The 18,474-nt window shown below is 41.0% G+C and carries 22 protein-coding genes; 14 read left to right on the top strand and 8 right to left on the bottom strand.

What is annotated here, in order from left to right:
• Nucleotides 1-32: 32 nt before the first annotated feature.
• Nucleotides 33-1,199 carry an MFS transporter gene (locus tag SB775_RS23140; protein ID WP_410863531.1) on the top strand — a complete coding sequence of 389 codons (1,167 nt, stop codon included), beginning with the start codon at nucleotides 33-35 and terminating at the stop codon, nucleotides 1,197-1,199.
• A 333-nt stretch (nucleotides 1,200-1,532) separates the two neighbouring features.
• Nucleotides 1,533-3,452 carry a heavy metal translocating P-type ATPase gene (locus tag SB775_RS23145; protein ID WP_410863533.1) on the top strand — a complete coding sequence of 640 codons (1,920 nt, stop codon included), beginning with the start codon at nucleotides 1,533-1,535 and terminating at the stop codon, nucleotides 3,450-3,452.
• 232 nt (nucleotides 3,453-3,684) lie between these two features.
• On the opposite strand, the gene SB775_RS23150 is transcribed toward SB775_RS23145, so the two are convergent.
• A complete protein-coding gene (locus tag SB775_RS23150; RefSeq protein ID WP_061461511.1) occupies nucleotides 3,685-4,524 on the bottom strand; it encodes a YihY/virulence factor BrkB family protein in 840 nt (279 codons plus the stop codon).
• Between the two features lie 16 nt (nucleotides 4,525-4,540).
• Complete coding sequence (locus tag SB775_RS23155) at nucleotides 4,541-4,939, bottom strand: YtxH domain-containing protein (protein ID WP_284471877.1); 399 nt, start codon at nucleotides 4,937-4,939, stop codon at nucleotides 4,541-4,543.
• 230 nt (nucleotides 4,940-5,169) lie between these two features.
• On the opposite strand from SB775_RS23155, the gene SB775_RS23160 reads away from it, so the two are divergent.
• From SB775_RS23160 to SB775_RS23175, 4 genes are all read left to right on the top strand, one after another.
• Nucleotides 5,170-5,394, top strand: coding sequence for a DUF1128 domain-containing protein (locus SB775_RS23160; RefSeq protein ID WP_061461507.1), 225 nt, complete (start codon nucleotides 5,170-5,172; stop codon nucleotides 5,392-5,394).
• A 102-nt stretch (nucleotides 5,395-5,496) separates the two neighbouring features.
• Nucleotides 5,497-6,762 (top strand): molybdopterin molybdotransferase MoeA, encoded by a 1,266-nt coding sequence (locus SB775_RS23165; RefSeq protein WP_410863535.1) that lies wholly within the window; start codon nucleotides 5,497-5,499, stop codon nucleotides 6,760-6,762.
• Nucleotides 6,750-7,265, top strand: a complete 516-nt coding sequence (mobB, locus tag SB775_RS23170) for a molybdopterin-guanine dinucleotide biosynthesis protein B (RefSeq protein ID WP_410863537.1) — start codon at nucleotides 6,750-6,752, stop codon at nucleotides 7,263-7,265. Before SB775_RS23165 ends, mobB begins: the two co-directional genes overlap by 13 nt.
• Nucleotides 7,266-7,276: 11 nt before the next feature.
• Nucleotides 7,277-7,519, top strand: coding sequence for a DUF2164 domain-containing protein (locus SB775_RS23175; protein ID WP_089362615.1), 243 nt, complete (start codon nucleotides 7,277-7,279; stop codon nucleotides 7,517-7,519).
• 41 nt (nucleotides 7,520-7,560) lie between these two features.
• Here SB775_RS23175 and map read toward each other — a convergent pair whose 3' ends face one another.
• The 5 genes from map to motA all read right to left on the bottom strand — a co-directional run bounded on the left by map (nucleotide 7,561) and on the right by motA (nucleotide 11,034).
• Nucleotides 7,561-8,307, bottom strand: a complete 747-nt coding sequence (map, locus tag SB775_RS23180; RefSeq protein WP_410863539.1) for a type I methionyl aminopeptidase — start codon at nucleotides 8,305-8,307, stop codon at nucleotides 7,561-7,563.
• A 115-nt stretch (nucleotides 8,308-8,422) separates the two neighbouring features.
• Complete coding sequence (locus SB775_RS23185; RefSeq protein ID WP_317777268.1) at nucleotides 8,423-8,938, bottom strand: type 1 glutamine amidotransferase domain-containing protein; 516 nt, start codon at nucleotides 8,936-8,938, stop codon at nucleotides 8,423-8,425.
• 233 nt (nucleotides 8,939-9,171) lie between these two features.
• The gene (locus SB775_RS23190; protein WP_410863540.1) at nucleotides 9,172-9,447 is read right to left on the bottom strand and encodes a late competence development ComFB family protein; all 276 of its coding nucleotides are present in this window, start codon (nucleotides 9,445-9,447) and stop codon (nucleotides 9,172-9,174) included.
• 50 nt (nucleotides 9,448-9,497) lie between these two features.
• Nucleotides 9,498-10,250 carry a flagellar motor protein MotB gene (gene motB / locus SB775_RS23195; protein WP_410863542.1) on the bottom strand — a complete coding sequence of 251 codons (753 nt, stop codon included), beginning with the start codon at nucleotides 10,248-10,250 and terminating at the stop codon, nucleotides 9,498-9,500.
• Nucleotides 10,243-11,034 carry a flagellar motor stator protein MotA gene (gene motA / locus SB775_RS23200; protein ID WP_410863543.1) on the bottom strand — a complete coding sequence of 264 codons (792 nt, stop codon included), beginning with the start codon at nucleotides 11,032-11,034 and terminating at the stop codon, nucleotides 10,243-10,245. Before motA ends, motB begins: the two co-directional genes overlap by 8 nt.
• A 206-nt stretch (nucleotides 11,035-11,240) precedes the next feature.
• On the opposite strand from motA, the gene SB775_RS23205 reads away from it, so the two are divergent.
• Nucleotides 11,241-11,501 (top strand): hypothetical protein, encoded by a 261-nt coding sequence (locus tag SB775_RS23205; protein WP_410863545.1) that lies wholly within the window; start codon nucleotides 11,241-11,243, stop codon nucleotides 11,499-11,501.
• Between the two features lie 47 nt (nucleotides 11,502-11,548).
• Here the strand turns inward: SB775_RS23205 and SB775_RS23210 are convergent, their stop codons facing one another.
• A complete protein-coding gene (locus SB775_RS23210) occupies nucleotides 11,549-12,646 on the bottom strand; it encodes an AbrB family transcriptional regulator (RefSeq protein WP_410863547.1) in 1,098 nt (365 codons plus the stop codon).
• 134 nt (nucleotides 12,647-12,780) lie between these two features.
• On the opposite strand from SB775_RS23210, the gene SB775_RS23215 reads away from it, so the two are divergent.
• The 7 genes from SB775_RS23215 (at nucleotide 12,781) to SB775_RS23245 (ending at nucleotide 18,353) form a co-directional block, all read left to right on the top strand.
• Nucleotides 12,781-13,005: a hypothetical protein gene (locus SB775_RS23215; RefSeq protein WP_410863549.1), complete on the top strand. Its 225-nt coding sequence runs from the start codon at nucleotides 12,781-12,783 to the stop codon at nucleotides 13,003-13,005.
• Between the two features lie 177 nt (nucleotides 13,006-13,182).
• Entirely contained in the window at nucleotides 13,183-14,190 is a 1,008-nt protein-coding gene (gene mreBH / locus SB775_RS23220; protein WP_089362609.1) for a rod-share determining protein MreBH, read from the top strand.
• Nucleotides 14,191-14,460: 270 nt separating this feature from the next.
• Nucleotides 14,461-15,024, top strand: coding sequence for a tyrosine-type recombinase/integrase (locus SB775_RS23225; protein WP_061461487.1), 564 nt, complete (start codon nucleotides 14,461-14,463; stop codon nucleotides 15,022-15,024).
• A gap of 51 nt (nucleotides 15,025-15,075) precedes the next feature.
• Nucleotides 15,076-15,573 carry a cation:proton antiporter regulatory subunit gene (locus SB775_RS23230; RefSeq protein WP_061461485.1) on the top strand — a complete coding sequence of 166 codons (498 nt, stop codon included), beginning with the start codon at nucleotides 15,076-15,078 and terminating at the stop codon, nucleotides 15,571-15,573.
• Between the two features lie 6 nt (nucleotides 15,574-15,579).
• Nucleotides 15,580-16,806: a cation:proton antiporter gene (locus tag SB775_RS23235; protein ID WP_125162353.1), complete on the top strand. Its 1,227-nt coding sequence runs from the start codon at nucleotides 15,580-15,582 to the stop codon at nucleotides 16,804-16,806.
• Between the two features lie 117 nt (nucleotides 16,807-16,923).
• On the top strand, nucleotides 16,924-17,367 hold the full coding sequence (locus tag SB775_RS23240; protein WP_410863552.1) for a hypothetical protein: 444 nt from the start codon (nucleotides 16,924-16,926) through the stop codon (nucleotides 17,365-17,367).
• A 119-nt stretch (nucleotides 17,368-17,486) separates the two neighbouring features.
• On the top strand, nucleotides 17,487-18,353 hold the full coding sequence (locus SB775_RS23245) for a YihY/virulence factor BrkB family protein (RefSeq protein ID WP_061461479.1): 867 nt from the start codon (nucleotides 17,487-17,489) through the stop codon (nucleotides 18,351-18,353).
• The last annotated feature ends 121 nt before the right edge of the window (nucleotides 18,354-18,474 follow it).

The raw sequence follows: 18,474 nt of genomic DNA on the forward strand, positions 1-18,474 counted from the left end.
AATTGTACACATTTCTTAGGAGACATGATTTTATGAATAATAAACTGCTTTTAAGTGTTTTAATCTTTATTGTCGGCATATCAGGCTTTTCTCAAGGAATGCTTCTGCCGATCATTGCCATCATTTTTGAAAATGACGGAATTAGTTCATCCTTAAACGGGTTTCATGCCGCCTCCCTTTATATTGGGATTCTGTTGATTTCTCCTTTTATGGAAGCGCCACTCCGTAAATATGGGTATAAACCATTGATATTATTTGGCGGGATAACGGTCATTCTCTCTCTTGCCTTATTTCCTGTTTGGAAATCATTCTGGTTTTGGTTCTTACTACGTTTCTTCATTGGAATCGGCGATCATACACTCCACTTTGCTACCCAGACATGGATCACTGCCATTTCACCAATAGCGAAGCGCGGTAGAAATCTCGCTATTTACGGACTTTTCTTCAGTCTTGGCTTCATGGTTGGCCCGCTAATGACGAAGCTTCTCGAGATTAATCAGTCTTTGCCTTTCATCTTTACATCCATACTCAGTCTTCTTACTTGGTTAACTGTTTTCCTTATTAGAAATGAGCTTCCTGAACAGGATGAATCTGAAAACACATCATTTCTGGGCACACTTAAAAGGTTTACGAAGGTGAGCCGCATAGCTTGGGTCGCTTTTTTACTTCCTTTCACTTTTGGCGTGCTCGAAGCATCATTGAATAGTAACTTTCCAGTTTTCGCCCTGCGCTCCGGAATCGATTTAACTGCGGTATCCATTATAATTCCGGCATTTTCAGGCGGAACCCTGCTTACACAGATTCCCCTGGGAATGATCAGTGATCGCTTTGGCCGGCGAAAAACCTTGCTGACTATCCTCTTTTCGGGCTTTACCATATTTTCTCTAGCAGGGATTTATTCTTATTCAGTGCCTGGACTATTCATCTGCTTCATGCTTGGAGGTATGATGGTTGGTTCGACTTTCTCTCTGGGAATCAGTTATATGGCAGATCTGTTACCTCGAAACCTTTTACCAGCAGGAAATTTATTATGCAGTATTTTCTATAGTCTGGGCAGCATCGGCGGTCCATTCTTTGGCGGCCTTGTAATAGATCATGTACACAGTGGGAATTTTTTTCATATGATAAGTATCATGCTTTTCCTTGTCTTTATTTCATTGGCCTTTTTTAAGGAGAAACTGCCTGCATCTGTTATGTAATATAGTTTATTATCTGGACAATTCCATTTATTATTCAATTTGCATGGTATTTACAATAACCCTTGTATATTGAAATAACTGGGATTTTATATTTTTTACTAGATTAGAATCATTCTTCTTTATTTTTGAATAGGATATGTGGTAATATAATATTAACAAAAGGGACATCACGTTAATAAATCTTTGTAATCATTGCTGTCATCGCAATTACGATGGCAGCTTTCATATTTTATCCAGAGAAATGACGTTGATTATCTTTCTCAATTAGATATTATACAAATGATAATCCATATCATTTACACAAAAATAGAAAAGAATTTGGGAGGGAATCTTATGACTACAGATACTAAACATTTAACCCAACCGGCTACATGCAAAACCTCTTGGTTGGAAAAGGCAAAACCTCATTTAGAACTTATTGCTGCATTATTCAGCGGTTTATTAATAGTTTTGGGCTGGGCTCTTTCAAAGAACGGAATGGAGTCCACTTCCATAGTCATATACTTAGCCTCTTTCCTGATTGGCGGATACGCCAAGGCAAAAGAAGGCATAGAAGATACGATTGCCGACCGGGAATTGAATGTTGAAATGCTGATGATTTTTGCCGCCATCGGTTCTGCGATCATCGGATACTGGACGGAAGGTGCCATATTGATCTTCATCTTCGCTTTAAGCGGTGCACTTGAGACATACACGATGAATAAAAGCCATAAAGAGATTTCGGCGCTTATGGACTTACAGCCAGAAGAAGCTCTGCGCATCACTAAAGGATATGAAGAGACCGTATCCGTTTCCCAGTTGCTTGTCGGGGATCTGATTTTAGTGAAACCAGGAGAGAGAGTTCCTTCTGATGGAAAAATCACGGACGGCCGTACCAATCTAGATGAAGCGGCCATCACTGGTGAATCCATACCAGTCAGCAAATCCTTGGATGATGAAGTTTTTGCGGGAACGGTTAATCTCCGTGGGACGATTACCGTGGAAATTACCAAACCAGCAAGTGAAACATTATTTCAAAAAATAATCACTCTCGTTCAATCCGCACAAAGCGAAAAGTCCCCTTCCCAGCTGTTCATTGAACGGTTTGAAGGGACTTATGTAAAAGTCGTATTGACAGTTGTCGGCTTGATGATGTTCGTACCACATTTCATATTGGGCTGGAGCTGGACCGAAACATTCTACAGAGCGATGATCCTGCTCGTTGTCGCTTCTCCTTGTGCCCTTGTGGCATCAATAATGCCAGCTACACTTTCTGCCATTTCAAATGGCGCCCGCCATGGCATTTTATTTAAAGGCGGCATCCATCTTGAGAATCTAGGAAATCTACAGGCTATTGCCCTAGATAAAACCGGAACATTGACAAAAGGTAAACCAGAGGTAACTGATGTTATCATCCGCGAAGATTTAAGCGAAGAAGACTTCTTATTTCATGTTGCTTCTGTTGAAAATTATTCAAACCACCCTTTGGCAACATCAATCGTACGTTATGCTAAAACGAAGTTGCAAAAGGACATCATTAAACCGGATAACATGGAAGATATCTCAGGTAATGGGGTTCAAGCTTATTTCAAAGACATGCTTTGGCAAGTCGGAAAAGCTGATTTCGTCGGCCGCAGCGAAGCCGAACGATTCAAAAACGGCATTGCGCTGACATTTGCTGAACAAGGCAAGACAATTGTTTATGCTAAAGATGATCTTGGGATTGCCGGTATAATCACTTTGAAAGATGTCGTGCGTGAAGAAACGATCGCTGCCATCGAAGCTTTGAAAAATGAGGGGATCCATACCGTCATGCTGACAGGTGATGGTGAAAAAACCGCTAAAGCGATTGCGTCGGAGACCCATATTGATGCATATATTGCCGAGTGCCTACCTGAAACCAAAGTGAATGAAGTGAAAAAGCTGAAAGAAAATTTTGGTACAGTAGCAATGGTTGGGGATGGCATCAATGATGCACCTGCACTGGCAACAGCTTCCGTTGGAATCGCAATGGGTGAAGGCACGGATGTTGCCTTGGAGACAGCTGATGTTGTTCTGATGAAGAATGACCTCCCGCGTATCGCGGAAGCCGTCAAATTATCCAAGAAGATGAATCGAATCATCAAACAAAACGTCATTTTCTCGATCTCGGTCATCATGATTCTGATAGCATCCAATTTCCTTCAATTCCTGGAACTTCCATATGGTGTCATTGGCCATGAAGGAAGCACAATCCTTGTTATATTGAATAGCTTAAGACTTTTGAGAAACTAAAATGAAAAAGAAGGAGCCTAAAAGGCTCCCTTTTTTATGTTCGTTTCATTAATGATACCCGTTCTTACCGTTTGCTGAACCTGATGTTTTATGGTTCGATCCTTTTTTTCCTTTTTGCTTTGTGCTGCCATCCTTTTTACTCATGAAAGAACTCCCCCTCTACAAAAGTTATGTCATTTCTTGAATAGTATCTGCTTCAGGATAGTCCTCTATTACGGGAACTCCAGGAAGATCATTTACATTCTGGATTTTCCTTTTCACTTAACAGGGCATTTATTTCCCCGCCCAGTATGATGATGAGCCCAGATAAATAAAACCAGACCATTAATACGATTATTCCTCCAAGACTTCCATATGTCGCCGAATAATTAGCAAAGTTCTCCACATAAAAAGAAAACAAAAGGGAAACGAGGCTCCATCCTGCCGTTGCAAAGATAGAACCAGGCAATACGGTTAGGCATTTCAGTCTTTTGTTGGGCGCAATCCAATAAAGGATCGTGAACACTATTAAAAATACAAGCGTGCTGATCACCCAGCGCAGTTGATTCCAAATGATTAGAAACTCATCGGATTGTCCAATTTCAGCAAATAGGAATACTCCGATCTGTTTTCCGAATATCGGAAGCAATAAAACGACAATAAACACAAAAATCATCGCTAAAGTGAGAAGAATCGACATTCCCCGGGAAATAAAGAAAGTTCGACTTTCTTTTACACCATATGCTTGATTAAATGCTTTAATGATTGCATTCATCCCATTCGAGGCCGACCATATGGTTCCAATGACACCAAACGACAATAAAGTACTATTCGCTTCCATCACTTCCGAGAGGTTAGCCTCAATTATTTTCATCGAACCCGCGGGTGCATATGTACTTATAGTATTTAAAATATCTTCTTGGGAAAATGGCAGATAGGCCAATAAAGTGAACAAAAAAATAAGTAACGGAAACAGGGAAAGCAAAAAGAAATAAGACAGCTGTGCGGCAAGTCCCGACACATCATCCATCTGTAACCGTTTTATGAATGTCTTGAAGAATGAGCCTTTCAGCCATTCTTTTTTACTGGCCATACCCCCACCCCATTTTTTAATTTGAGGAAACCCGTCCTTGCGGATCCTGACTTGAAGTCGAATCTTCCGGCTCTGCAGCAAAGACTTCCTTCGTCTCTATCACCACTTGCGCAACTTGCGATGGAATATCTTTCATTTCCTCCACCTTTTGGGAAATGAATGATACATCATCGGAAATTTTTTCAACAGTGGAACGGACCTTAGATGATGTTTCACGTACTTGTGAAAGTACCCCATTGGGATTCTTCACTAATTCTTTCATATTACTCAAGCAACTTTTGCTGTTTTCCAATACCGAATAACGCGTATTTTTATCAAAAAGGCTTACTGCAGCCCCTGCTAACGCCCCGATAAAGACCGCTTGCATAAATTTACTTTTCTTGGCACATTTATATTCTTCTCGAATGTTGCTCATATATTCTCCTCCTCGTCATATATTGGTTGATGATAATGGTAGCTATCTCCATTATACAATGTTTAAAAAAGTTTTTTCCTATCTTTTCCCAAACTCTCTCACTTTAAAACGCAAAGACGACAAAGTGAATTGAGGCCCAAGCTTCGTTTTCCACCCGAATATTCATTGACTTCTAGGGGTAATCATGCAAAGATGTAAATAATTTAGGAACGTATGAAAGGATGAGGGGTATGGATTTAACACAAAACACAGCCGAAAGTGTCGAGTTTATGGTTGAAGCAATTAAGGATAAATTGAAGGTGATGAACTTCGGTGCAATCAAATCAACCCATTTTGATATCGAAATGTACGAAGAACTGCACGATATTTATAAAATGGTGATGAAAAAAAACAATTTCAGTGTCCGTGAAATGGAAGCTATCGCTGAAGAACTTGGAAGACTGCGTAATAAGTAACATTCAAATCCTCCCATTCCGGTGAGGATTTTTTCAATTTTTAAAGATTTCTGCTACATTTGATATAGAACTTATTGTTGAAAACAGACAGGAGTTGTAAGCATGGTAGATAGAAGAACGCCCATCAGTATCGCTGAAGCAGTGGAAAAAGTGATGAAGCATAAATTAGGAGGAGAAGTGGAGCTGATTCCCCTGGAAGAAAGTCAAGATCGTTTTTTGGCTCAAGATATTACAGCTACAAATGATGTTCCGCATTTTAACCGCTCGCCATATGATGGATTCACCCTCAGGTCCAGGGATACCGTTGAAGGGTCCATAAATAACCCACTCGAATTCGAAGTGGTTGAAGAGTTAGCTGCAGGTATGGTATCGACTATCCCCGTGCAAAAAAACCAAGTTGCAAGAATCATGACTGGAGCTCAAATGCCAGCTGGGTGTGATGCCGTAATTATGCTCGAGCTCACGAAGGAATTCGAAAAGGATGGAAAGAAGTACATATCATTTAAACGCTCACTTAAAGAAGGGGAAAATGTTTCTTTTCAAGGTGAGGACGCAAAGAAAGGGGATCTTCTTGTAAAAAAAGGAACAGCGATCAATCCAGGGATCATCGGCTTACTGGCAACATTCGGTTATGCAGAAGTCCCTGTTGCCAAAAAGCCTGTCGTCGGATTATTCGCTACTGGTTCGGAACTACTTGATGTTAATGAACCATTGCAGCCCGGGAAGATTCGCAACAGCAATTCGTATGCCCTTTCCGCTCAAATACGGAGGGCGGGAGGAGAAGTCCGTTTTTATGGAAAGCTTAAAGATGAATTCGAATTAAGCTACGAAGCCATTTCAACGGCTTTGGAGGAAGTCGATCTACTCATTACAACTGGAGGCGTTTCCGTCGGTGATTTTGACCTTCTCCCAGATATTTATCAAAAATTGGGAGCAGATGTCTTATTCAACAAAGTGGCCATGCGCCCTGGCAGCGTGACGACCGTAGCCGTATATAATAACAAGATTTTATTCGGTTTATCCGGTAATCCATCCGCCAGTTATGTCGGCTTTGAACTATTTGCAAGACCCATCATCCGCACCATGCTGTTTTCGGAACATCCGCATTTACGAAAAGAGACTGCTCAATTGGCAGAGGACTTCTTAAAGCCCAACCCATTCTCACGTCTGCTTCGAACCCGATTATTTTACGAATCCGGCCGGTTAAAGGTAATTCCTAGTGGTGTGGATAAATCCAATATTACAACAAGCCTGGCTGGTGCCAATTCATTGACTGTCTTACCTGGGGGGACCCGTGGCTTTCAAACTGGAGATATCGTGGACGTTCTGCTTCTCGATGACCAAGAAGGAAGCAAATGGCCTTGGTAAAACCCTTTATTTTTCAAGTGGTTGGCTACCAAAATAGAGGAAAAACGACATTCATAACGAATATAATCGAAAAGCTTCGCGCAGTAAAATTAGAAACAGCCATTTTAAAACACCATGGGCATGGCGGAAAACCAAATATCACTGGTATGAAGGATTCCCATAAACACTTTCAGGCTGGGGCAGCCGCTTCACTTGTTGAAGGAGACGGGACAATAGAATTGCTCGGCAATTTCAAGGGCAAAGCCCCTATCGCTGAGTTGATTCAATTATTGGGTCTATTTCTCCCCGATGTGATTTTAATTGAAGGTTATAAGCATGAGGACTTTCCTAAGGTCATTATAATCAAAGAAGAGAGTGACCTCCCGCTATTGGAAAGACTTACGAATGTCAAAGCAGCGGTGGCTTGGCCTGAATGTCTGGAACGAACCAGGGATCATGCTTCAGTACCCGTCTTCCCTTTGGATTCGGATCAATTCATTCCATGGTTTTTAAAACAAATATGAAGGAGGGCACAATGTTCATTCAATTTCCCTTAGAGAAACGCCGCAAGATGATCGAACGTATCCAAGAATATGTGTATCAGGAACATGGCAAGGAAATCGGTGAAATCGCTGCTGAAAATCACTTGCAATTCATTTTGGAAAACATCGCTCCCTTTATTTATAATGAAGGTATTAATGATGCGAAAAAAGTGATTGAGGACAGATTAGGCAATATTGAAGAGGATTTGTATTCATTGGAACGACCGATTGATTAAAATGAAAAAACAGCATCATAATTGATGCTGTTTTATTACGTTCATTGTTCTGTCAGAATAAGCGGACCGTTTTTCGTGATGGCAATCGTATGCTCATATTGAGCAGAGTATTTCCCGTCTGCAGTGGAAGCCGTCCATCCATTCGCATCCCTGCTGGCTTTATATGTACCTACGTTTACCATTGGTTCGATAGTGAATACCATACCTTCTTTAAGACGCGGACCTTTATTCGGCAGCCCATAATGCGGAACTTGCGGCTCTTCATGAATGACATTTCCTATCCCATGTCCGATGAAATCACGAACGACCGAGAAGCCTTCCGCTTCGACATAGGTTTGAATGGCATGACCAATATCACCAATCCGATTGCCTTCCACACACACTTCAATCGCCTTATATAAAGATTCCTTCGTCACATGCACTAAATGTTCAGTTTCCTTGGAAACCTTTCCGACCGTATACGTCCAGGCAGAGTCGGAAAGGGCCCCGTTATAATTGACGACCATATCAATCGTTACGATATCTCCATTTTTCAAAGGGGTCTTACGGGGGAAACCATGACAGATTTCTTCATTTATGCTGGCACATGTCGCAAACTCATACCCCTTGTAACCCTTTTGTTCCGGCTTCGCTCCATGTTTTTTTAAGAATCCTTCGACAAATTCTTCTATTTCCCATGTTGTCACACCAGGAACAATCAGCTTTGCAATCTCCCTATGACAAGCTGCCAAAATTTTACCCGATTCATGCATCGCTTGAATTTCACGCGCAGATTTTAATACAATCAATCGTGACACTTCCTTTTTTATTCGTCTCTCCTTTTATTTTACTGCAAAGATTGAAGTATATGAATCCTTTAAATCTTATTAAATAAAAAATCCCGGCAGCTGCCGGGATTTTTCATTATTTCAATAGATTAAGCGATTCCCGGTTAAATGCCGGAAGATCATCTGGCGTCCTGCTGGTTACAAGCTGATTGCCGCATACAACGACCTCTTTGTCCAAATATGTGGCACCTGCATACTCCATATCCACTTTAATGGATGTATATCCTGTTGCGTGGCGTCCTTCAAGTGTTTTCGCTGTAATCAGCAACTGCGGTCCATGACAAATTGCAAATACAGGCTTTTTATCATCCATGAACGATTTGGCGAACGATGCGAAGCGTTCATCAGCACGCAGTTGATCAGGCGAGAACCCTCCGGGGATGAACAATGCATCGAAGTTCTCTGGTTTCACCGAATCGATGCTTTCATCAATCTCTACTTCTACTTCCCCTTGTTTCCCTTTAACGATTTTCCCTTTTTCCATTTCAATCGTCGTAACCGTATGGCCGGCTTCTTCAAATGCATTTGCGGGTTCACTGTACTCCGAGTCCTCAAACATATTCGTTACTACACATGCGATATTTTTACCCATGAAAATTCATCTCCTCAATTTTTGATCGAATGAACTTACTTTGTACTTTAATTATGTTCCCTCTTGCAGCATGAATAAAACACAATTTAAAGATGTCACTACCAAAAATCATTTCCGTTCATTTGAGTGAGATCCCGCTAAAATTTCTGACATTCTTTCGGAGGTTGCTACACCTCGGCTTTAAAATCTGAAAAATAAGGGGTCCCTGACCTCTTTTCTTTTCCCAAACCTGATCAATGTTTGGGATACTGGCCAACAACGTGTATGGCATTGATGATTCTTTTGTTGATCCACTTCCTGTTCTCTTCTGTATTCAAATTTTCCAATATCCTTTTCCGCCGTTCTTCCGTGGTTACATAGTAATTAGGCAGGTTATTCAGTGATAATGTGATGATGTCATTTTTACATTTGCTGCACGAACAAAATGTTTGGTATTCCATACCTGATATTAAAACCTTGACCCATGTCACAACGATCTCTTCCATCACGTTTGTATATTGTCTTTCCATACATTCTCCTTCAAGAAGAAAAACCCGTCCATATCATGGCAGGTTTTCACTCATTTATTGCTGTCCCTTGGAACAATCAGGATTTCAACTCTCCGGTTTTTCGCTCTTCCTATTTTCGTTGCATTAGAAGCAACCGGCTTGAATTCCCCATGTCCCTTGGCACTGAACATTTCGGGATCCAACTCTTTATTTTCGAGGAGAAGTTTCATGAAATTCACGGATCGCATCACGCTCAGTTCCCAGTTGGATTTATACCGGGAATTTTTAATTGGAACATCATCGGTATGTCCGCTTACGATAATGTTTCTGGGCAAGTCCATGACCAGTAAATCCGAGATTTCCTTAGCGATTTTTCGGTTTTCACTTTTCACTTCAGCCACACCCGATTCAAACAGCACGTTTTCCCTAATTGAAATCAACATGCCTTCATCCGTAAGGTTCGTTCCCAATTTATCCGATAAATCATTCTTTTTTATATAGGCATTTACACGTTTCTGAACTTCCCTAAGTTTTTCTTGTTCGTTTTTCCCTAACTTCTTAAGATCTTCTGCCCCTGATCTTTGCTCTGGTGATGTAGGCTCATTGCTGGGGGAATCACTTGGGAATTCCATAAAACCCGTCCCGCTCGTAAAGACCTGGTTAAATACATTGGACAACTGCTGGAACCTTACTGCATCAACCGAACTTGAAGCGAATAAGACGATAAAAAGCGCAAGAAGCAATGTTAAGATATCGGCATAAGGAACCAACCATGATTCATCGATATGCTCTTCATGCCTTTGTTTCTTTTTTCGCCTAGCCATCTTCTCTCACATCGCCTTCTAACCACTTTTTACGATCTCCAGCAGGCAAATATGATGTTAATTTCTGTTCAATCGTCCTTGGCGCTTCCCCTTCGATGATCGACAAAATCCCTTCTATCATCATTTCTTTAATCCGGACTTCCTGCTTAGATTTCCGTTTGAGCTTATTGGCAAAAGGATGCCATAACACATACCCCGTGTAAATCCCCATCAAGGTTGCAACGAAAGCGGCAGATATCGCATGTCCCAATGCCTCCGAGTCAGCCATATTCCCCAATGCAGCAATCAGCCCGATTACTGCACCCAATACACCAAGTGTCGGTGCGTATGTTCCGGCTTGACTGAAAATCGCTGCCGCACTCAGATGACGTTCTTCCATCGCGTCTATTTCCTCTGCTAAAATATCACGAATATAATCGGCACTCTGACCTTCTACTGCAAGATTCAAGCCATTTTTCAAAAAAGTATTATCCACTTGATCCGAAATGCTTTCCAATGCCAATAAGCCTTCTTTCCTGGCAATGACCGCCCATTCCGAAAAAGTTTTTATTAATTCTTCAGGCTTTGTCAATTTTTGTTCAAAGAATAAAATCTTGAATATTTTTGGTAGTCTTTTTAATTCTGACAAAGGGAAAGCCGTTACGACAGCAGCTATCGTCCCTACAATAATGATCATAATAGCTGCAGGGTTAATCAACGCTGTAACACTAACGCCTTTCAACACCATTCCGACTAAGATGGCCACAATACCCAGAACTACGCCCAAAACTGATGTTATATCCATATTATTCACCCATTCATTTAAAGTCTCGTCTCCTCCTTATATCGGATGAAGTTAAAAAAAAGTGAGGATTATTTTACTAATTTTAAATTTAATTAAATCACCACAAATCCCACCTTTTCCACTACTTGTAAGGTCAAATTCAACAGCATATTTCAATAGCCCAGGTAAAAATTCCGTCGAAAATGGAATTTTAGGGCGTTTCGTTCGTGAGTTTCGCTTTGCGCCTGAAAATTGTTCATTTACTCTTAAGTTTCGGTGCTTTACTCGTGAGTTTCGCCGCTTTACTCGTGAATTTCGTGCTTTTACTCGTGAGTTTCATGCTTTTACTCGTGAATTTCGCCGCTTTACTCGTGAGTTTCGCCGCTTTACTCGTGAATTTCGCCGCTTTACTCGTGAGTTTCATGCTTTTACTCGTGAATTTCGCCGCTTTACTCGTGAGTGCTATCCTTTTATGGGCAACATGCTAAAAGTTTTCGACATAGTATTTCCATATTGAAAACAGGGACAAAGCCTGTCAGCTTTGTCCCTGTTTCTGCTTCCCATGGATTCTTCCATCCAACCATTTAATGATGGGTGATAGAAAAAATAAAATGAATAAGATCCTGAATAAATGAAAGCTTGTGACAACGGATAAATCCACATGTACAGACATGGCTGTGACTGCCATTTCGGCCACGCCGCCTGGCGCCATGCTCAAAAATAATTCGTTCGCCTGCAAGGATAGCATCGGAGCAAATTGAATGGATAGATAATAGCAAAATCCAATTAACAGGACATTACTGAGGAATACGGCCCCGAACATCTTTCTGAAAAGTCGGGGATTATCAACCTTCAGTGTGTAGCCTAAATGTGCGCCAATCAACAATTGTGAAAAGTTCAACCAAAAGTCAGGAATTTGCGGGGCACCTGGACCTACTAAATTAAATAAGGCTGCGGCCATGAGAGGTCCTAGTAAAAAAGGCAGCGGGAAATTCACCTTCTTTGTGATGTAGATGAATAATAGCAAGGTTGCCAACATCATGATTGCTAACTTTCCATCATATTCAAATAAGAAAAACGGCCGCTCCGATTTGGCCAATACCGCACCTGGTTCAGCTGACATTACATGGGTCACAAGCCAAGGAACAATGGATATCACAAGGATGACCCTTAGTGTTTGCATGAAACCTACAACCGTTTCATCACTATCCTTCATTTCCTCACTTAAGACCACCATCTGGGATAGACCTCCCGGAAAACTGCCAAGCATGGAAGTGCTCAATGATAAGTCCATTCGCTTCCCTATAAACCAGCCAGTCAAAACTGTAAACAAAATGATTGCGATTGTCGTAAAAAGCATAACCGGCAAATATTCAAGCATCTCATTTAACGATTGTTTCGTGAATGAACTGCCCAGTTGCAAACCAAGAATGACCAATCCTGTGCTTCTAAAGGTTTTAGACCAAAACATGTACTTCCCTAACTTCACTTTCGCAATCATCACCACGAATAATGGTCCTAGCATCCATGGTAAGTATATCCCAAGGCAATCAAACGCATATCCACCCAGGAAAGCTAGAAAAGATGTAAAGATGACTCTAAAACTCTTACTCTCGATTAAATTTGCACTCACAAAATTACCTTCTTTATCTAAGCGGATTTTCATCTATATCTTAACATAAAATAAGCTGGTCCAAAGCTGTCTTGCACCCTTTCAACTGAAGCGAGGGGTATGATGGGGAAAATACGAGGAAGCGAGAATTACTTTTGACTTGCGAGATTGGAAATGATTTGAAAATCTACCTTGCCGGTCATCCTGGGTTTCATTTTCCTTTTCTTGGATCATCGCTGATCCTTTCACATTTTTTTGCCGTCGTGGCCAATTTATTTGGCGGCTATTGTGCAGATCGATTTGGTAGTCAACGGCAAGAAATTGTATCCAAGCTTGCCCTTACACATATGAGGGGAAATATTTTGCAGCAGCTGCAATAGGCAGAATGTTGGCCCCGCTCTCCATCGCCAGCGCATTTTTATATTTCATCATGTTTTCACTCTATGAAAGGAACAGTTCGGCATTTCCACCATTTACTAGATTTCCCACCCCCACAAACTCGCTATAAAAGGTAGAATGAATATATAGGGGTCAAACTCTTATGGAGGGGTGACTAGATGTTATCAAATACAGAAATAGGCATTGACTTAGGAACTGCAAATACGCTAGTTTACAGTAAAAATAAAGGAATCGTATTTAATGAGCCATCGGTGGTGGCCATAGATATAGAGACTAATAAAGTATTGGCAGTCGGTGTGGATGCTAAAAACATGATCGGGAAAACACCTGGAAATATCGTTGCGATCCGTCCACTTAAGGACGGTGTCATTGCGGATTTTAATGTAACCGCGCAAATGCTTCGGGAAATCATGAAAAAAGCAAGTAAGGCATTAGGCTTATCGATTCGAAAGCCTAGTGTAGTGGTCTGTACACCATCAGGTTCCACATCAGTTGAGAGAAGGGCCATTCAGGATGCTGTCAAAAGCTGCGGAGCCAAACAGGTCCACCTTATTGAGGAACCAGTAGCGGCAGCAATCGGCGCAGGCCTGCCTGTCGAAGAGCCCATTGCCAATGTCATCGTTGATATCGGCGGCGGCACGACTGAGGTCGCAATCATATCTTACGGCGGCGTCGTTTCTTGTAATTCAATTAGAATTGGTGGAGATCAATTGGATGAAGATATCAGCCAATATGTTAGAAAAAAACATAATGTGCTGATTGGGGAAAGAACAGCCGAGGAAATAAAAAAAGAAATTGGCTACGCACTCGTTGAACATCCTGTGATCACCATGGAAGTTAGGGGCCGCGATCTTGTAACGGGTCTTCCAAAGCCGATTACAATATCATCCACTGACGTCCAGGAAGCCATCCAAGAATCGCTTCTTCATATATTGGAAGCAATCAGGGCCACTTTGGAAGACTGTCCTCCTGAATTAAGCGGGGATATCGTCGATCAAGGTGTCATTTTATCCGGCGGGGGTGCACTTCTCAACGGGATACAAGAATGGCTGACGAAAGAAATTGTCGTCCCAGTCCAACTTGCAGATAATCCGCTTGAATCAGTTGCCATCGGAACAGGGCTTTCACTTGAGGTCATTCACAAATTACAAAAAGCCGTATATTAAAATGATGAAGGAATCCCAACTTGGGGTTTCTTTTTTTTATCTACAAAGCCTGATGTTCCCATGATGCTAAAAATAATCTCCACATTTAAAGTTAAATAACTTCCCTGATATATTTTACCTCATTTGGGTAGAGAATAAGGAAAATGGTTTTTAGTTCGACAGTATGCGTTGCTTTTGGGAAAGATTATTTCTCCAGGACTAAACTCATGCAATGTAACATAAGTTGTGATACAATATAATTATGTTACATTGGTAAGAGGAGAAGATCTTATGGAATATGTAGAAGCCTTTAAGGATATCAATCAGATCAGCAAAATTAAAACATACTTACGAGCTCATTCCAGTCGGGATTATTTATTGTTCGTACTTGGCATCAATACTGGTATGAAGATAAATGAAATGCTCGAAATCACCGCCGCCAACGTTCTTGATGAAACTGGAAAAATCAAGGAGTTCTATGAGCAACGGATGGAAAATGACGAGGTCAACCAAATTTATTTGAACCTGAAAGTCCGAACTGCCTTACAAGAATACCTTAAAGGTTCGAAGGTTATCGAAGGTCAGTTTTTATTTCTTTCCCCTAAGACGAAAAAGCCGATTACACGTCAACAGGCGCACCGGATTATCCATGATGCTGTGGAAGGTGCAGGTCTGACGGGTAAATTCGGAGCAAGTTCGATGCGTAAAACTTTTGGCTACCATGCCTATAAACAAGGAGTTTCACTAGCCTTGATACAAAAGCATTACCATCATTCAAGTCCATCGGAGACATTAAAATACATCGGCATATCCAAGGAGAAGAAATTCAAGACGAATATTGACGTTAACTTATAACATTCTGTTATCTTCTGTAAACTCTAACCAACATTTTAAGGAGGAATTCCAGTGAGAATTAGAGAAAGTGAACTTCCTGGTATTGGTCAAAAATTTGAAATCATAACAAGGAATGATGAAAAGTTAGTAATCGTTATTCACGATGACGGCCGTAGGGAATTGTACCATTTTGATAGTGAACATGAAGACGTCATATCGAGCATCACCCTTAACGATCAAGAATCACGGCAAATGGCTTCCATCATAGGCGGAATGGTTTATAAACCACAGGCACTTGAAACGATTGAAATGTCATTGGGAGACTTAGTGATTGAATGGTTCAAAGTGGAACCTGGTTCCAAGGCCATCAATCAAACGATCGGTTCGATAGATATCAGGAGCAATTATAACGTAACCGTCATTGCCCATTCGAAAAAAGGAAAAAAACAACTGAATAATCCTGGTCCCGACTCCATCATCGAAACAGGCGATACCCTTGTGATATCCGGGGAAAGAAAAGATATCCGTAACCTGACAAGAGAATTATTGACCGACGAAAGGAGTGACTAAGCTCATATGGACCATTTAGTCTTTGAAGTGGGAACTGCCCTACTTCTAGTAGCATTGGCTGCTCTCGTTGCAGGTAAATTTAAAATCTCAAATGTTCCACTATTAATTATCATCGGGATGCTCGTTGGCCCTCATGCCCCACAATTCGGATTAATTGACCTACGTTTCATTGAAAGTGATGAAATCATAGCGTTCCTCGGACGTGTCGGTATCTTATTCCTTCTTTTTTACTTAGGTCTGGAATTTTCCGTTAAAAAGCTTATGAAGTCCGGGAAAAATATCGTGACAGGCGGAACGTATTACATTGTAATCAACGCCGGATTAGCCTTTGTATATGGTTTCCTTCTCGGTCTTCCTTTAAAAGAAGTACTAATATTAACGGGGATAATCAGCTTTTCATCCAGCGCCATTGTGGCAAAGGTGCTTGTGGACCTTAAAAGGACCGGGAACAATGAAACGGAGCTTATCCTTGGCATCATCATGTTTGAAGATATCTTCCTCGCTGTTTATTTATCAGTCGTATCCGGATTGGTATTAAGCTCCTCTGGTTCCATTTGGGGAACGTTACTTTCTACTTTTATCGCGATTGGGTATATGCTTGTATTTTTTGTTATCGCCCGGAAAGCATCTGGGATCCTTAACAAATTATTCAATATAACCTCTGATGAGATTTTTATCATCGTCGTGTTCGCTTTACTATTCTTCATTGCAGGTTTCTCGGAAACGATTCATGTTGCGGAAGCCATTGGTGCATTACTACTCGGCCTAGTCTTTTCTGAGACGGAACACAGCGACAGGATTGAGAAACTTGTCATTCCCTTTAGAGACTTCTTCGGGGCCATATTCTTCTTTAGCTTTGGATTGAGTATCGATCCGACGACGCTTGGTGGAGCTGTCTGGATGGTTCTTGGAGCTGTCATCATCACTATAATCGGTAACTTTGTTGCTGGTATGATTGCCGGACGCAAATCCGGTTTATCTCACAGAGCTTCCGCAAACATCGGTTTAACGATTGTTTCACGTGGCGAATTCTCCATAATTTTGGCAAACCTAGGCATTGCCGGCGGTTTAATGCCTATACTAACCCCGTTCGCGGCACTTTATGTTTTGACCTTAGCGATTCTTGGGCCGATCCTTACAAAAGAATCCAAACACATCTATAATATCCTAAATAAAGTCTTCAAATGGACCCCTCCTAAGGTTCCAAAGGAACAGGGAAAAGAAGTGCAATAGATAAAAAAGCCAGTCAAGCTGTCTGGCTTTTTTTCTGTTTACCTATAATAACACACCTGAAAAATCTTCCATAATTTCCTAGTTGTTATTATACTTGTTATAAAGGGGGCAAAAATCATGAATCTTTCTTTGAAAAGAGCCATTAGATATTTAATATTCCTAGTAGTATTATCGGGCGTATTATTGATAGGATTAAAGTACCAACAGCACCTATTTAAGCTTAGCCGCGAAACATATGAGATTAAGGGGTACTTGTTGTTCGAATCTTCATTCCCGATTTTCCTGGGCATGGTACTCGCCATTCCCCGAATTCTGCAAATTTTTTCAAAAAAAGGGCATTTGAAAGTGAATTGGCTAAGAATAGTCATCCTTGGCTTGCCATTCCTTTACTTTGCCATCATTCCGATTTTGTATTTCTCTGAAGCAGTTAAAATTGATTTGCCCCTCTCAAAGCTCGTTTTTGGTTATTTCGGCGTAAATGGATCCACCACATTAAATACGATCACTGGGGTAATTGCAGGTTATATCATTGTTACAAGCTTCTACAAGCGGGCGGATTAAACATGAAAGGGACTTCTTCTTTGGGCCCATTTCAATTCCTTTTAATTTTTGAGGATTAACTTACATGAACAGAGGGAAAAGAAGCAGATAACCTAAGTAACTATTCAGGAGTGATGCGAATGAATAAGTCGATTAAATTTTCAAAGGAACTGATTAAAGAAATAAAGGAAGATCGTGTAACGGGGCTGGCCGCTGAACAAGCTTATTACTATTTACTCGCACTATTCCCTTTACTCATTTTACTGCTGTCCATATTACCTTATCTGAATATTGATATTCAGACAGCCCTGGACACGATAAAAACCTTCATGCCTACGGAAACGATGGAAGTCATCGAGAAAAATATCATCAACATATTATCTGAACGGAACGGCGGCTTACTGACTTTTGGTTTCCTTGGCACCATATGGTCTGCTTCCAACGGAATGAATGCATTCATCCATTCCATGAATATCGCTTATGATGTTGAAGAAACAAGGAATTTCCTTAAAGCCCGCTTCATCTCCATTATGTTGACATTAGGCTTGGTCGTAGCATTCATCGTCATGTTGGGTCTCCCAGTCTTCGGAAAAGTCATCATCGATATATTACAGCAAGTCATTCCGATTCCTGAAGAAATGCAAATTTTATTCAGCTTATTACGGTGGATTATCGCGGTTGCAGTCATCTCACTCGTCCTGACTTTTCTATATCGCTTTGCACCTAATAAAAGTTTTCCCATTAAACATGTCATCCCCGGGGCAGTGACCGCAACTGTACTTTGGCTGGGAATATCACTTGGATTTTCATTCTATGTCAGTAACTTTGCCAACTATTCTTCCACATACGGCAGTTTAGGAGGCGTCATCATCTTGATGCTATGGCTGTATTTAAGTGGTCTGATCTTTGTGATTGGCGGAGAAATAAATGCAATCCTTCATCGCCAAAATTCCATTCCAAAAAAACAGTCACGTACGATCGTACATCCTGTCCCGCTTAAAAGATAAAATCATGAATTTCGATGGAAGAAACTAAGAAAGCGGCTATCCCATTTGAACTGTGCCCCATTTTACGGACAGTATAAAAAAGTGCCTAAGCAGCTAATAAATGGTCCCGGTATTGTACCGG

Source organism: Peribacillus sp. SIMBA_075 (assembly GCF_046534585.1).